The organism is Mesorhizobium sp. M0410 (assembly GCF_040321435.1).
GTDB lineage: Bacteria > Pseudomonadota > Alphaproteobacteria > Rhizobiales > Rhizobiaceae > Mesorhizobium.
Genome location: NZ_JAMYRN010000003.1, coordinates 189,892 through 204,754 on the forward strand (window position 1 = coordinate 189,892; position 14,863 = coordinate 204,754).

The window sequence follows — 14,863 nt, forward strand, 5'->3', positions numbered from 1 at the left end:
AAAAGCCATGACCGAGCCCTTCCTCTCAATCCAGCATGTGCGAAAATCCTTCGGCCCCATCACCGTTGTGCAGGATTTCAACCTCGACGTCGAGCCGGGCGAATTCGTCTCTTTCCTTGGGCCATCGGGCTGCGGCAAGACGACGGTGCTGCGCATGGTCGCTGGTTTCGAAGAGCCGTCCGCCGGCAAGATCGTCGTGGCCGGCAAGGACATCACCCGGCTGAAGCCCAATCAGCGCAATGTCGGCATGGTGTTCCAGGCCTATGCGCTGTTTCCGAACCTCACCGTGGCGCAGAATATCGGCTTCGGGCTGAAGGTCGCCGGCATGCCAAAGGCCGATGCCGACAGGCGCATTGCCGAAATGCTCGACATCATCAAGCTGCCGCAGATGGGCGACCGCTATCCCTACCAGCTTTCCGGCGGCCAGCAGCAGCGCATCGCGCTGGCGCGGGCAATTGCGCCGAAGCCGAAGCTGTTGCTGCTCGATGAGCCGCTATCGGCGCTTGACGCGAAGGTGCGCGTGTCGCTGCGCGAGGAAATCCGCTCGATCCAGAAGAAGCTCGGCATCACCACCATCTTCGTCACCCACGACCAGGAAGAGGCGCTGTCGATCTCCGACCGCATTGCCGTCATGTATGGCGGCAAGGCCGAGCAAGTAGGCACGCCGTTCGAGATCTACAACCGGCCGGCAACCAAATTCGTTGCCAATTTCGTCGGCACGCTGAACGTGCTTGAAGGCACGGTCACAGACGCGGCTTCGGGCAAGGTGCGCGTCAATTCGCAAGAGGTTTCGCTCAAGGGCAAGCTCAACGGCTCGAAATCCGGCGACACGCTGTCGTTGGCACTGCGTCCGGAAGCGATTTCGCTGGGGCGCCACCCCGGCCGCGACTCCAGCCTTTCGGGCGAAATCGCCGAAGTGCATTTCCTCGGCTCGGTCATCCGGGTGCGCGTCGGCATCGGCGGCGCCACGGTCTCGCTCGACACGTTCAACAGCCCGGCCACGCCGCCGCCGGCCGTCGGCGAAAAGGCCGAAATTTCGTTCTCGTCGGGCGACATGCTGGTGCTGCATTAGGGGAAGAGGGAATAGTGAATAGTGAGAATGCGCTTTACGCGCCAAATTCCTCTACACGCAGCCATTCACCATTCACGAGCAGCCAAAGCCGTTGCCGTTTTTGCAGTGCCAATCGCCCGGCTTCACCGCTACGATAAGGCATGGCGCTTTTTGAACTCACCCTTGTCCTGCTTCTCATCGCGGTCGTCCTGACCGCGCTGTCGCGGCGTCTGCAGATTCCCTATCCTTCATTGTTGGCGCTGGCCGGCGCTGGCATCGCCTTCCTGCCGTTTGCCCCGACCATCGAGATCGACCCGGAGCTGGCGCTCGCTCTGTTCATCGCGCCGGTTCTGCTCGACGCGGCCTACGACACGTCGCTGCGCGATCTCAACCGCTACAAGGTTTCGCTCATCCTGCTGGCGCTTGGCGCCGTCATCTTCACCACGGTGGCGGTCGCTCTGGTGGGCTGGACGATGGCAGGCCTGCCCGTCGCCGCCGCCATAGCGCTTGGCGCGATTGTGGCGCCGCCCGATGCGGTGGCAGCGGCGGCCGTGCTCGGGCAGTTCAAGGTACCGCATCGCATCACCGCCATCCTGGAAGGCGAGAGCCTTCTCAATGACGCGACGGCACTGCTGATCTACCGAATGTCGGTTTCCGCAGCCGCCGGCTCCATCCTGTTGAGCAGTGCCGTACCAATGATCCTGCTGTCGACGGTCGGCAGCCTTGCCGCAGGCTATGTGCTCGGCCGGTTGTCTCTCGCCATACTCGGCCGTATCGACGACCCGGCGAGCGGCACCGTGGTGCAATTCGCCTCAACCTTTGGCGTCTGGATCCTGGCCGACAGGATAGGGCTGTCCGCCATCATCACGATCGTCGTCTATGCCATGACGATCGCCCGTACATCGCCGCGCCGCATGCCGGCAAGGAATCGTGTCAGTTCCTACTCGGTCTGGGAGACGGCGGTGTTCGTGCTCAACGTCCTGGCCTTCGTCCTGATGGGCCTGCAAGCGCGATCGATTGTCGGTCGACTTGCCGAGCAAGGACAAAGCGAGGCGTTCGTCTTTGCCCTGGCGGTGCTGGCCATTGTCATCGTATCGCGGCTCGTCTGGGTGCTGGGCTGCGGCGCGATCCTCAGAGCGCTGGCACGTCTGGGCGACGAGGACAGGCGGAAGGACGCACCGACATTGCGCGGCGGCGTGCTCATCGGCTGGTGCGGCATGCGTGGCCTGGTGACGCTTGCGGCAGCCTTCGCCTTGCCGGCCGACTTTCCGGGCCGTGATCCGATCGTGCTCGCCGCCTTCACGGTCGTGCTCGGCACATTGGTGCTGCAAGGCGTCAGCCTGAAACCGTTGCTGCTTCTGCTCAATCTCGACCTCGACCGGACGGTCGACCGGGAGGTGGCGCAGGCGCGCGTCGCCATCATGCAGGCGGCGCTGGACGTGCTCAGCGGCAAGACATCGAGCGCGGCCGGGGCGGTGCGAGAGCAATATGCCGCCCAGCGCGCCATCGCCGAAAACCCGGAGGATGCCCAGGCGGCGACCGAGTATGACAGATTGCGTCTTTACGCCATCAAGAGCCAGCGTGATGCGCTGGAGCGTTTGCGCATCGACGGGACGATCGGCGACGAAGCCTACCACCGCCTTGAGGAAGAAATCGACTGGTCGGAACTGGCAGCATCCCCGCCCGGTCGGTTCCAGCCGCTGACCACTTAGCATCTGGCCCAAGCTCCCTCCGCCCGGCTGCACATTGCAAGGCTGTCAGCGAACGGCTACTGCCAGCAGGAAACTGAGCCGGATAAGCAATGAAGCTGGTCAGCTATAACATCCAGTACGGCTTCGGCAGCGATGGCCGCTACGACCTGGCGCGTTGTGCCAAGGTCGTGGCCGGCGCCGACATCGTCGCCTTGCAGGAGGTGGAACGGCACTGGTTGCGCAGCAACGAGGACGACCAGCCGGAACTTCTTTCGCAATTGCTGCCCGACTATCATTGGGTCTACGGGCCGGCCTTCGACATGGATGCCAGCCACCGGCGTGAAGGCCACATCGTCAACCGGCGGCGGCAATTCGGCACCATGGTTCTGTCGAAGCTTCCGATCGTCTGGTCGCGGTTGCATACGCTGCCGCTCAGGCGCACGCTGCGGCCGCTCAACACCCGCAATGCCGCACTCGAATGCATGATCCGCGCCCCTGCCGGTCCGGTGCGGGTGCTGTCGTTGCATCTGGCGCATATCGCGGCCGAGGAGCGGCTGGAGCAGATCGACTATTTGCTCGCCGAGCATCGCAGCGCGCCGTCCGAGGGCGGTCCATGGAGCGGCGCCGACGACGAGCCGGCGCGCAACTGGAGCAATGGCGAACAGGAGCCAGAAAACCCCGTAGCGGCGATCTGGTTGGGCGACTTCAACATGGAGCCGGATAGCGCCGAGTACCGGCGCATTGTCGGCAGCGCGCCCTATCATCGCGGTGCCGCCTATCTCGACGGTTTTGTCGATGCCGCCGCCGTCGCAATGGAACCGACAGCGGATTTCCACACCCATGTGAAGACTATCGATGGCAGGCTGGCAAAGCGCCGGCTCGACCATTGCTTCGTCGGCGGCATGTTTGCCGGGCGCGTGCGCTCGGTCAGCGCCGATATCGGCCAAATCGCTTCCGACCATTTTCCGCTCTGGGTCGATATCGACCTGGAGACGCCGATCGTCATCGGGACGGGCGGCGGATGAACCGCCGATGAGCCTGTTTGTCTTTTTCGCGGTGCTCGCCGCCGCATCCATGCATGCGATCTGGAACGCGCTGGTCAAGGTCCATCTCGACCGTTTCCTGTCGATCACACTGATGACGCTCGGCATGGGTGCCGCTGCGCTGGTGACGTTGCCTTTCGTCGAGGTGCCGAAGCCGGAAGTGTGGCCATACATCCTCGCCTCGGTTGTCTTCCACATGGGCTACAGGACGTTCCTGATCGGCGCCTACAAGGCCGGCGATTTCGCCCAGACCTATCCGCTGGCGCGCGGCACCGCGCCATTGCTGGCCGCTTTGGGGGGCGTTGTGGTGGTTGCCGAGATGCCGGCGCCGCTCGCCATTCTCGGCATCCTCTTGTTGTCGGCGGGCACGCTGGTGCTGTCGTTTCGCGGCGGCGCGCATCTGGAGAAATTGAACCTGCGCGCCGTCGGCTTCGCGCTGGGCACATCGATCTTCATCGCCAGCTACACGCTGTCGGACGGCAGCGGCGCGCGGCTGGCCGCCACCGCGTCGAGTTATGCCGCCTGGCTGTTCGTCTGCGATGCGCTGTGGGCGCTGGTGCTATGCGTCGTCTTTCGCGGACCACAGGCGCTGCCGGTGCTGGCGCGCGACTGGAAGCCCGGAATCTATACCGGCGTGCTCAGCGGCGGCGCCTACTGGATCGTGATGTGGGCGATGACCAAGGCGCCGATCGCCTCGGTGGCGTCGCTGCGCGAAACATCGATCCTGTTCGCCATGATGATCTCGGTGTTCGCGCTCGGCGAGAAGATGACGGCATGGCGAGGTGCCGCGGTGCTTAGCATCGTTGCCGGCGTCGTTGCGCTGAGAATGGGATAGTCACGCGATCTCCAGATCAAACACCATCAGCCCGTCGGTGCCGCCTTCGAGCGCCGCGACCAGTTTTGCGCCGGCTCGCTGATGCGCTTCATGCTCCAGATAGGCATCGCGTGCCGCAGCGTCGCGAAAGTCGATGGTGAAGCCGTGCGTGAATCCGCGGGCGAAGGGTTCCGGGCTGGTATTGGCGCTGAATTCGACCTTGCCCATGCCGTCGATCACCGCCCGCAACGCTTCGAGATCGGCATGGATTGCCGCGCGGTCGGCGTCGGCGACATCGTTGCGAAATCTGACGAAGACACAGTGCCTGATCATTCTTTGTCCCTCATGCCGCTTGGTTGGTGGAAAACACCGCCGGCGGCAGCGGCTCGCGGCCAAGGATCAGATCGGCGCCTTTTTCGCCAACCATGATCGTCGGGGCATTGGTGTTGGAGGAGGGGATGCGCGGCATCACCGAGGCGTCGCAGACGCGCAGGCCCTCGATACCGCGCAGCCTGAGATCTGGCGTTACCACGCTCATCGCATCGTGGCCCATGCGGCACGTGCCGACCGGGTGGTGGTCGGTCTTGGAACTGCGGCAGGCGTAGTCGAACAGCTCGTCGCCGCTCTGCAGGTCGGGTCCCGGCAATACCTCGCGCAGCACATAGGGCTGCAGCGCCTTCTGCCGCATGATCTCGCGCGCCAGCCTCAGCCCCTTGATCGACATATCGCGGTCATAGGGATCGGACCAATAGTTCGGATCGATCAACGGGCGGTCGGCCGGATCGGCGCTGTTCAGCCGCACCGTGCCGCGCGAGTGCGGACGCAGGAAGGCCGAGTTCAATGTCACGCCCGGATTGTTCAGCTTCTCGACGCCGGCCTCGATGCCGGAGCCGAGGCCGAGATGCAGCTGGATGTCGGGAGAGGCGGCGGTCGGATCGGCGTACCAGAAGCCGCCGGTCTCGAACAGGCTGGAAGCCACCGGGCCTTTCTTCAGGAGCAGATACTGCAGGCCGGCCCAAGCCGTCCAGTGCAGCTTGGCGTAGTTGTCGTAGGTGTGATCGCCGGTGCATTCGGCGATGACGAACAGGTCGAGATGATCCTGCAGGTTGGAGCCGACGCCGGGCAGATCGTGCACCGGTGTCACGCCGACCGCCTTCAGATGGTCGGCCGGGCCGATGCCCGACTGCATCAGAAGCTTCGGCGAGCCGATAGCGCCGGACGAGACGATCACCTCGCGCTCGGCGCGCAGGATCGTTGGCTGGCCGCCCGGCCTGTCGACGATCTCGACGCCGACGGCGCGGCCCTTGTCGACGACGATGCGTGTCACCAGAACGCCGGTCCTGACGGTGAGATTCTTTCGCTCGCGGATCGGCCGGAGGTAGGCGACAGAGGCGGAGGAGCGCTTCGCGTCCTTCTGCGTCAGCTGATAGTAACCGACGCCCTCCTGGGCTACCCCGTTGAAGTCGGGATTGAAGGGGATGCCCATCTCCTGTCCGGCACGGAAATAGGCCTCGCAGATCGGCAGCGGCGCGATCGGGTTCGACACGCCGAGCGGGCCCTGGTCGCCGTGAAAATCGTTGGCATAACGCTGATTGTTCTCGGCGCGTTTGAAATAGGGCAGCACGTCGCGATAGCCCCAGCCGGCAAGACCTTCTTCCTTCTCCCAGGCGTCGTAGTCGCGGGCGTTGCCGCGCGTGTAGATCTGCGCGTTGATCGACGAGCCGCCGCCGATCACCTTGGCCTGCGTGTATCGGAAGACACGGTCCTGCATGTGCTTTTGCGGCACCGTCGACCAGCCCCAGGCGGCGATGCCCTTGGTCATCTTGGCGAAACCGGCCGGCATGTGGATCAGCGGATGCCAGTCCTTGCCGCCGGCTTCGAGCAGCAGCACCTGATGCGACGGATCTTCGCTCAGCCGGTTGGCGAGTACGCAGCCGGCCGGGCCAGCGCCGACGATGATGTAGTCGGTCATGGCGTCACCTGTTCATAGCCTCGGCACCGACAGCGCGCCGTCGACATTGATGACCGAGCCGGTCGAAAAGCCGAACTTGCCACCGGCGAGTGCTGCCACGGCTGCACCGATATCTTCGCTCTTGCCCCAGCGCATCGCCGGCACCAGCCCGCCGTCGATCAGCCCGTCATATTTGGCGGTCACACCGGCGGTCATGTCGGTGCGGATGATGCCCGGGCGCACCTCGAACACGGCGATGTTTTCGGCGGCAAGCCGCAGTGCCAGGTTCTTCACCCACATCGAAAGCCCGGCCTTGGAGATGCAGTAATCAGCACGTTCCGGCGAGGCCATGGCGGCACTGACCGAGGTGATGGTGATGATCGATCTCGCACCATCGCTCGGCAGGCCGAGCATCGCTTTGGCGACGTGCTGGCTGAGGAACACCGTGCCGCGCAGATTGATGCCGAGCACCCGGTCGAAATTTTCCGGCTTGAGCTCGAGCAGATCGCCGCGCAGGACGGCGCCGATGCCGGCATTGTTGACCAGGCAGTCGATGCGGCCGAAGGCGCTTGTCGCGGCCTCGATCAGCGCTGCATGGCCGTCGAGGTCGGCGATGTCGCAACTGACATAGGCGAATTTCGCGCCGCGCCCGGTGATGTCGGCGGCGAGCCCGTCGGCGGCTTCGTCGGCAAGGTCGGAGACGAGGATGTCGAAGCCTGCATCGGCCAGCGCCTCGGCGCAAGCAAGGCCGATGCCGCGCGCGCCGCCGGTGACGATCGCTGCGGGGCGGCTCATGTTGCAAGCTCCGTCTTGCGGATATGATCGGCGACGCGCAGCGCCTGTGCGGCGATCGACAGCGCCGGATTGACGGCGGCCGAATTCGGCAGGAAGCCGGCATCGACGACGAACAAATTGCTGTGGTCGAAGGAGCGGCAGAACGGGTCGAGCGGCGAGGTCGCTGGATCGTTGCCCATCTTCACCGTGCCGCACTGATGCGAGGGCGTGCGCTTGTCAAACGGCCGCGACAGCACGATCGGATAGCCGCAGGCGCGGAAATTCTCGCGCATCACCTTGGTCAGTCCGTCGAGCGACTGCATGTTGGAGCGCCGCCACTGCATGACGATGTCCTTGCCGTCGACCATGATGCGGCTCTCGGGATCGGGCAGGTCCTCGCACATCAGATACCAGTCGACGGCGCGGCCAGCCATGAAATCGAGCGCGAATTTGGGCGCGCGCCTGACATTGGCCTTGAGGATGTTGCCGTCGATCTTGCCGAGGAGCTGGACATTGCCGAGCGGCTTGCCGCCCTTGCCGTCGGACAGATAATAATCGTTCAGCATCAGCGTCTTCTGGTAGACGGATTTGTTCCGGCGGCGTGGATCGATCGCCAGCATGGCGCTCGAATTGTGGTTCATGAAGTTGCGGCCGACCTGGTCGGAGCGGTTGGCCAGGCCTTTGCCACCGCCTCTGCCCTGAGGGGTGGGCGAGCGCAGCAGGATGGCGGCGGAATTGACTGCGCCGGCCGATAGGATGACCAGCTTCGGCGCGACTTTCTTCAGCGTACCGTTCTGTCGATAATGGACGGCGATGATCGTCCTCGCATCCGGCGATGCCTCGAGATATTCGACATGGGCGCCGGTCTCGAGCTTGATCTTCTGGTCGGTAAGGGCGGCGGCCAGCGGTCCCGTTTGGGCGTCGACCTTGCCGGTCCCGGTGTTGGGAAACGCGTCCCACGGCGTGCTGCCGTCTTTCAGCCAGGCTTCGATGTCGACGCCGAGCGGCAGCGATGCCGGGTGCAGGCCGAGGCTCCTGAGCTCGGCGCGGGCGCGCGCGATCGGCGGCTCGTCGGGTATCGGCCCGAAAGGGTAGGGCATCGAGTGGAATGGCTCGGTCGGGTCTTCGCCGAGTGCACCGCGCACGCGGAACAGCTGCTCGGCCCTGGAATACCAGGGTTCGAATTCCTCATAGGAAAACGGCCAGGCCGGCGAGATGCCGCCATAGTGCTCCATCTCCGAAAAGTCTTCCCTGCGGTAGCGGATCAGCACCGCGCCGTAGAATTTCGAATTGCCGCCGACATAGTAGTAATTGCCCGGGTTGAAAGGCGCTCCGCCGGCCTCGAGCCACAGCTCCTTCGGCCGATAATGGCCGTCGACGAAGATCGCGTGGGTGTCGCGTGTGTGCGGCGTTGCTGGCAGTGGTTCGCCGCGCTCCAGCATCAGGATCGAGGCGCCACCGCCGGCAAGGCCGGAGGCGATCGTGGCGCCGCCTATGCCGGAGCCGATGATGACGATGTCGGGATTTGTCATGGCCGTTAGACGATGCGTTTCTCGGTCGCCGGATCGAAGAACACCGCCTTAGTCAGGTTGAAGGCGAGCGGCGTAACCGTGCCGGGCTGGATTTTGGCATCGGCGCGCAGCCGCGCCACCACGGCCTTGCCGCCGAGATTGGTGACCGCGAACGTATCCGAGCCGGCCGGCTCGATGACCTCGATGTGACAGTCGGCGCGGGCGATGTTCGCGGCGTTGCGTTCGGCACCCTCGGGATCGGTCAGTGCTTCCGGGCGGACGCCGAAGATGATCGGTTTTCCCTGGAATGCCGACAGGCCGGCCGGCGCATTGCCCAGCGGCAGCGAGATCGGCTGGCGCGCCTCGCGCTCCATGACGACGGAGAAGCCGCTGCCGTTGCTGCCGATCGTCGCCGGGATCAGGTTCATCGCCGGCGAGCCCATGAAGTCGGCAACAAACAGGTTGACCGGATTGTTATAGATTTCGGCTGGCGTGCCGAACTGCTGCACCTCGCCGTCGCGCATCACCGCGATCTTGGTGGCCAGCGTCATCGCCTCGATCTGGTCGTGGGTGACGTAGACGATGGTGGTGCCGGTGGTGGCGTGCAGGCGCTTGATCTCGATGCGCATGTCGACACGCAGCTTGGCATCGAGATTGGACAAAGGCTCGTCGAACAGGAACAGCTTTGGATCGCGCACCAGCGCCCGGCCCATGGCGACGCGCTGGCGCTGGCCGCCGGAGAGCTGGCTTGGCTTGCGCTTCAGCAAATGGCCGATCTGCAGGACCTTCGCCACCTTGTCGATCGCCTTCTGGCGCTCGCCGGCCGGCACGCCGCGCATCTCCATACCGAAGGCAATATTCCCGGCCACCGTCATGTTCGGATAGAGCGCGTAGCTCTGGAACACCATGGCGATGTCGCGCTTGGAGGGGTGAAGATCGTTGATCGTGCGTCCGTCGACGCGGATTTCCCCTTCGGTGATGGTTTCCAGGCCGGCAATGGTGTTGAGCAGCGTGGACTTGCCGCAACCGGAAGGCCCGACCAGCACGAGGAAGCCGCCCTTTTCCAGGTCGAGGTCGATGCCTTTCAGGATCTCGACCGCTCCGAAACGCTTCTTCAGCCCGTCAATTTCCAGAAAAGCCATGCGATTATCCTTTGACGGCGCCGGCCATAAGGCCGCGCACGAAATAGCGGCCGGCGAGCACATAGACGAGGAGCGTCGGCAGCGCGGCGATCATCGCAGCCGCCATATTGACGTTGTATTCGACGACGCCGGTCGAGGTGTTGACGACGTTGTTCAGCGCCACCGTCATCGGCATCACGTCGCCTGAGCCGGCATATGCGGAGGCGAAGAGGAAGTCGTTCCAGATGTTGGTGAACTGGTAGATCACCGTCACCACGATGATCGGCAGCGAGTTGGGCAGCATGATGCGCCGGAAGATCTGGAAGAAGCTGGCGCCGTCGATCTGCGCCGCCTTCACCAGCTCGTTCGGAAACGCTTCGTAATAATTGCGGAAGAACAGGGTGGTGAAGCCGATGCCGTAGACGACGTGAACGAACACCAGGTTCACGGTTGGATTGCCGAAGCCGAAGGTGAAGCCGGTCGCGTTCTGCAGCTTGACACCGAACCGGCCGAGGCTGCCGAGGATCGTTGCCATCGGCAAGAGCACGGACTGGAACGGGATGAAGCAGGCAAACAGCATCAGCCCGAACACCAGCGTCGCCCCGCGAAAGCGCCACTTCGTCAGCACATAGCCGTTGAGCGCGCCGAGCAGGGTCGAGATAATGACCGCCGGAACCACCATCTTGATCGAGTTCCAGAAATAACCCTTCATGCCGACGCAGGTGAGACCCGAGCAGACTTCGCTCCATGCCCTTATCCAAGGGGCGAAGGTCGGCGCCTGCGGCAGCGCCAGCATGTTGCCGTTCTGGATCTCGTCCATGGTCTTGAACGAGGTCACCAGCATGACGAACAGCGGCATCAGATAGAACAGCGCAAACAGCGCCAGCAGCCCGTAGATGACGATACGGTTGACCGTCCTGGCGCTGATACCGCCTGTGCTCTGGCGAGCAGGAGTGGCTATGGCGCTCATCGCGGCTTCTCCCGAAGCTCGGAATAGAGATAGGGAACGATGATCGCGGTGATAGTCATCAGCATGATCACGGCGCTGGCCGAGCCGACGGCCATTTCGTTGCGCTTGAAGGTGTACTCATACATGAAGTTCGACGGCAGCCAGGCCGAGCCGCCCGGCCCGCCGCTGGTCAGCGCGACGACCAGATCGTAGGACTTGATGGCGAGATGCGCGAGGACGATCAAGGCGGACAGGAAGATCGGCCGCAGCAGCGGGATGACGATGCGACGGTAGAGCTGGAAGGTGGTGGCACCGTCGATCTGCGCCGCCTTCAGGATCTCGCCGTCGATGCCGCGCAGGCCGGCCAGGAACATCGCCATGATGAAGCCTGACGCCTGCCAGACACCGGCGATGACCACAGTGTAGATGACGAAGTCCTTGTTCTTGATCCAGTCGAAATGGAAGCTCGTCCAGCCCCATTGGTGCAGCGTCTGCTCGAGGCCGAGGCCGGGGTCGAGAAACCATTTCCAGGCAACGCCGGTGACGATGAAGGACAGTGCCATCGGGTAGAGATAGATCGGCCGCAACATGCCTTCGCCGCGGATCTTCTGGTCAAGCAGGATCGCCAGGAACAGGCCGAGCGCCAGGCAGATGGAAATATAGAGGAAGCCGAAAACCCCCATATTGGTGATCGAGGTGTACCAGGAGGACGGCGGATCGCTTTCGAAAGTCCAGCGCCACAGCCGCTGATAGGCGCGTGGCCCGGTGATCGCATAGGAGGGAAAGGTCTTGGAATTGGTGAAGGACAGATAGATCGTCCACAGGATGAAGCCGTAGACGAAGACGATGGTGGCGGCGAAGCTCGGCGCCAGCACGAGCTTCGGCAGCGCATCCTGCAGGCGCGAGCGCACCGAAGCGCCCGGACGGGCACCGTGCTCCGGCGTCAGCGTGATACTGGTTTCAGCAACTATGCTCATCGATCCATTCCGTATCGCGGGTCCGGAATTCTGTCGTCGCGGCCTCTGCGGCACGAAGCGTGCCGGTCAGCGCAACCGCAAAACCCCTCCGCAGGGAATCTCCCCGGCTTGCGCCGGGGAGATCGTTCACATGGGCGCGTGCTTACTTGGCGTCTTCGATCGCACTGACCAGTTGGGTCACCGCCTCGTCCGAGGTCTTGATCTGGCCGTGGACGAACTTCGAGACGACATCCTTGTAGGCGTTGGCAACCGCCGGAGGGGCGCCGTAGCCTTGCGCCAGCGAGCCGAACAGCGTGCCGCCTTCATTGGCGGCCTTCAAATCGGCCATGCCCTTCTTGCCGCATGCGTCGAAGTCGGTGTCCGGCACGTCGGTGCGGGCCGGGACCGAGCCCTTGACGACGTTGAAGGCCGACTGGAAGCTCTTCGACAGAGTTGCGGTGGCCAGAGCGATCTGGGCGGCCTTGCGGTCTTCCGGAACCTTGAACATGCCGAACATGTCGGAGTTGTAGATCACGCTGCCGTCGGTGCCCGGGAAGCGATAGCAGAGAAAGTCGGTGCCCGGGACCTTTTTGGCGGCGTTGAATTCGCCCTTGGCCCAGTCACCCATCACCTGTACCAGCGCATCACCCTTGATGACCATGGCGGTGGCGAGGTTCCAGTCACGGCCCGAGAAGTTCGGGTCGACATAGGTGACGAGCTTGGCGAGGTTGTCGAACGACTTCTTCATCGTGTCGGACTTGAGGGATTCCTCGTCGAGGTCGTTGAAGGCCTTCTTGTAGAACTCAGGCCCGCCGGTCGACAGCACGACCGAGTCGAACATGGTCGCTTCCTGCCAGTTCTGGCCGCCCAGCGCGAGCGGGATGACGCCCGCCGCCTTGGCCTTGTCGAGCAGCGCGATGAAGTCGTCGAAGGTCTTGGGCTCGGTGCCGCCGATCTTGTCCATCACCGCCTTGTTGATCCACAGCCAGTTGACCGAGTGGACGTTGACCGGAGCCGCGACCCACTTGCCGTCATAGACGGAGAATTTCTGCAGGGCGGCGGGAACGGACTTGTCCCAGCCTTCCTTTATCGCCGTCTCGGTCAGGTCGCCCATGACGCCGGCCGCGGCGTAGTCGAGCACGGTATAGCCAAGCATCTGCGAGGCGGTCGGGTAGTTGCCGGCCGCCACCATCGCCTTCAGCGCGGTCATGGCGGCGTCGCCGCCACCGCCGGCCACCGGCACGTCCTTCCAGGCAAAGCCTTCCTTGGCCAGATCTTGCTTGAGCACGTTCAGAGCGGCAGCTTCGCCGCCCGACGTCCACCAATGCAGCATCTGGACTTCCTTGACGTCCTCGGCATGGGCCGCGAACGCAACGCCCGCTGCGAGACCCGTCCCGATAAGCAGTTTGCGCAACATGTACTTCCTCCCTTGTTGAACTTACAACGACCGGCGGATGGCCACCGGGTTCTTCCCAACTCAGCCGACCCACCATCCGGTGCGCTGGCCGCGATGAAACTGGATTGTCTTTTCCTCGGTATAATCCTCGACGGCGCGCTTGCCGAGTTCGCGTCCCAGACCGGACTGCTTGTAGCCGCCGAAAGGCAGTTCGGGATAACCTTCCATGAACGTGTTCACCCAAACAGTTCCCGAACGCACATTCCGCGCCACCGACATGCAGGTATCGATGCTGGCGCTCCACACGCCCGCCGACAGACCATAGGGCGTGTTGTTGGCGATGTGCAACGCCCTTTCAATCGATTCAAAAGTCAGCACCGAGAGCACCGGACCGAACACTTCCTCGCGCGCAATGGCCATGTCTTCGGTGACGTCGCGAACGATGGTTGGATCAAGATACTGGCCGGCGCTCGCAGCAAGCTGCTTGCCGCCGCTATAGATCCGGCCGCCGCCGTTTTCCGCTGCCGTCACGTAGCCGGTGACCTTGGCCATGTGGTCGGCGGAGATCATCGCGCCGACCTTGGTGCGGTCGTCGAGCGGGTCGCCAACAGTCACCTTGGCGGTGAGGGCTTTGACGGCGCCGAGGAACTCATCGGCGATCGCCTCATGGACGATTAGCCGGCTGCCGGCATTGCAGCATTCGCCGGCGTTGAAGAAGCCGCCGAATACCGCCGCGTCGGCGGCGGCATCGAGGTCGGCATCGGGAAAGACGATCTGGCCGTTCTTGCCGCCGAGCTCCATCGAGACTTTCTTCAGCGAGTTGGCGGCAGACGCCATGGTCATCCTGCCGACCCGGGTGGAGCCGGTGAACGACACCATCTCGACCAGCGGGTGGCTGACCATCGGTGCGCCGATATCGGCGCCCAGACCGGCAAGGATGTTGACGACGCCATCCGGCAGGCCGGCCTGCATCAGGATCTCGCCGAGCACGAAAGTCGAGGCCGAGGTCATCTCGCTCGGCTTGATCACCGCCGTGCAGCCGGCGGCGAGCGCGAAGGGCAGTTTCTGGCTGACGATAAGGAACGGGAAATTCCACGGTGTGATGATGGAGACGACGCCGATCGGTTCGCGCAGCACGACGCCGAGCATGGCGTCGCCGAGATTGGCGTAGCTTTCGCCGTGAAGCGTGCGGGCAAGTGCCGCGGCATAGCGCCAGATATCGACGGCGCCGCCGATCTCGCCGCGCGCCTGGGCAATCGGCTTGCCGGATTCCAGCGCGTCGAGCCGGGCAATCTCGTCCAGCCGCGCCTCGATCAGGTCAGCAGCCTTGAGCAGGATCGCGGCGCGCTCGGCGGCCTTCATGCGCGGCCACGGGCCGGTCTCGAAGGCCCTGTGCGCGGCCTGTACCGCAGCCTCGACGTCCGCCGCGCCGGCCTGTGCATAGCGCGAGACGGTGAAGCCGTGGCCGGGGCTGCTGCGCCCCAGCGTGCGGCCGTCCCGAGCGTCCACGAACTTGCCGTCGATCAGCAGCCGGTAGCTTTTCGGCGCTGCGGCTGCCTCGGCGGGCATGGCGATGTTGAGAGGTGCGTTCATGTGAGTTTCAGGT

General features: G+C 63.9%; 13 protein-coding genes. 4 read left to right on the forward strand and 9 right to left on the reverse strand.

Annotated features, from left to right (window positions below; all coding sequences use genetic code 11):
* Positions 1 to 7 precede the first annotated feature (7 nt).
* The 4 genes from NKI63_RS05095 (at position 8) to NKI63_RS05110 (ending at position 4,620) form a co-directional block, all read left to right on the forward strand.
* Positions 8 to 1,072 carry an ABC transporter ATP-binding protein gene (locus tag NKI63_RS05095; protein ID WP_254816897.1) on the forward strand — a complete coding sequence of 355 codons (1,065 nt, stop codon included), beginning with the start codon at positions 8 to 10 and terminating at the stop codon, positions 1,070 to 1,072.
* 140 nt (positions 1,073 to 1,212) lie between these two features.
* On the forward strand, positions 1,213 to 2,763 hold the full coding sequence (locus NKI63_RS05100; RefSeq protein ID WP_352506365.1) for a cation:proton antiporter: 1,551 nt from the start codon (positions 1,213 to 1,215) through the stop codon (positions 2,761 to 2,763).
* An 89-nt stretch (positions 2,764 to 2,852) separates the two neighbouring features.
* The gene (locus NKI63_RS05105; protein WP_352506364.1) at positions 2,853 to 3,767 is read left to right on the forward strand and encodes an endonuclease/exonuclease/phosphatase family protein; all 915 of its coding nucleotides are present in this window, start codon (positions 2,853 to 2,855) and stop codon (positions 3,765 to 3,767) included.
* Positions 3,768 to 3,774: 7 nt separating this feature from the next.
* Entirely contained in the window at positions 3,775 to 4,620 is an 846-nt protein-coding gene (locus NKI63_RS05110; RefSeq protein WP_352506363.1) for an EamA family transporter, read from the forward strand.
* On the opposite strand, the gene NKI63_RS05115 is transcribed toward NKI63_RS05110, so the two are convergent.
* The 9 genes from NKI63_RS05115 to NKI63_RS05155 all read right to left on the reverse strand — a co-directional run bounded on the left by NKI63_RS05115 (position 4,621) and on the right by NKI63_RS05155 (position 14,850).
* Positions 4,621 to 4,932 (reverse strand): Dabb family protein, encoded by a 312-nt coding sequence (locus tag NKI63_RS05115; protein ID WP_352506362.1) that lies wholly within the window; start codon positions 4,930 to 4,932, stop codon positions 4,621 to 4,623.
* A 10-nt stretch (positions 4,933 to 4,942) separates the two neighbouring features.
* Positions 4,943 to 6,571 (reverse strand): GMC family oxidoreductase, encoded by a 1,629-nt coding sequence (locus NKI63_RS05120; RefSeq protein WP_352506361.1) that lies wholly within the window; start codon positions 6,569 to 6,571, stop codon positions 4,943 to 4,945.
* A gap of 12 nt (positions 6,572 to 6,583) precedes the next feature.
* Positions 6,584 to 7,345 carry a 3-ketoacyl-ACP reductase gene (locus NKI63_RS05125; RefSeq protein WP_352506360.1) on the reverse strand — a complete coding sequence of 254 codons (762 nt, stop codon included), beginning with the start codon at positions 7,343 to 7,345 and terminating at the stop codon, positions 6,584 to 6,586.
* On the reverse strand, positions 7,342 to 8,856 hold the full coding sequence (locus NKI63_RS05130; RefSeq protein ID WP_352506359.1) for a GMC oxidoreductase: 1,515 nt from the start codon (positions 8,854 to 8,856) through the stop codon (positions 7,342 to 7,344). Before NKI63_RS05130 ends, NKI63_RS05125 begins: the two co-directional genes overlap by 4 nt.
* 5 nt (positions 8,857 to 8,861) lie before the next feature.
* Complete coding sequence (locus tag NKI63_RS05135; RefSeq protein WP_352506358.1) at positions 8,862 to 9,977, reverse strand: ABC transporter ATP-binding protein; 1,116 nt, start codon at positions 9,975 to 9,977, stop codon at positions 8,862 to 8,864.
* 4 nt (positions 9,978 to 9,981) lie between these two features.
* Entirely contained in the window at positions 9,982 to 10,926 is a 945-nt protein-coding gene (locus NKI63_RS05140) for a carbohydrate ABC transporter permease (RefSeq protein ID WP_254816905.1), read from the reverse strand.
* The gene (locus NKI63_RS05145; RefSeq protein ID WP_352506357.1) at positions 10,923 to 11,882 is read right to left on the reverse strand and encodes a carbohydrate ABC transporter permease; all 960 of its coding nucleotides are present in this window, start codon (positions 11,880 to 11,882) and stop codon (positions 10,923 to 10,925) included. The genes NKI63_RS05140 and NKI63_RS05145 overlap by 4 nt, the downstream gene beginning before the upstream one ends.
* 142 nt (positions 11,883 to 12,024) lie before the next feature.
* Positions 12,025 to 13,278 (reverse strand): ABC transporter substrate-binding protein, encoded by a 1,254-nt coding sequence (locus tag NKI63_RS05150; RefSeq protein WP_352506356.1) that lies wholly within the window; start codon positions 13,276 to 13,278, stop codon positions 12,025 to 12,027.
* A gap of 60 nt (positions 13,279 to 13,338) precedes the next feature.
* Complete coding sequence (locus NKI63_RS05155; RefSeq protein WP_352506355.1) at positions 13,339 to 14,850, reverse strand: aldehyde dehydrogenase family protein; 1,512 nt, start codon at positions 14,848 to 14,850, stop codon at positions 13,339 to 13,341.
* Positions 14,851 to 14,863: the final 13 nt, after the last annotated feature.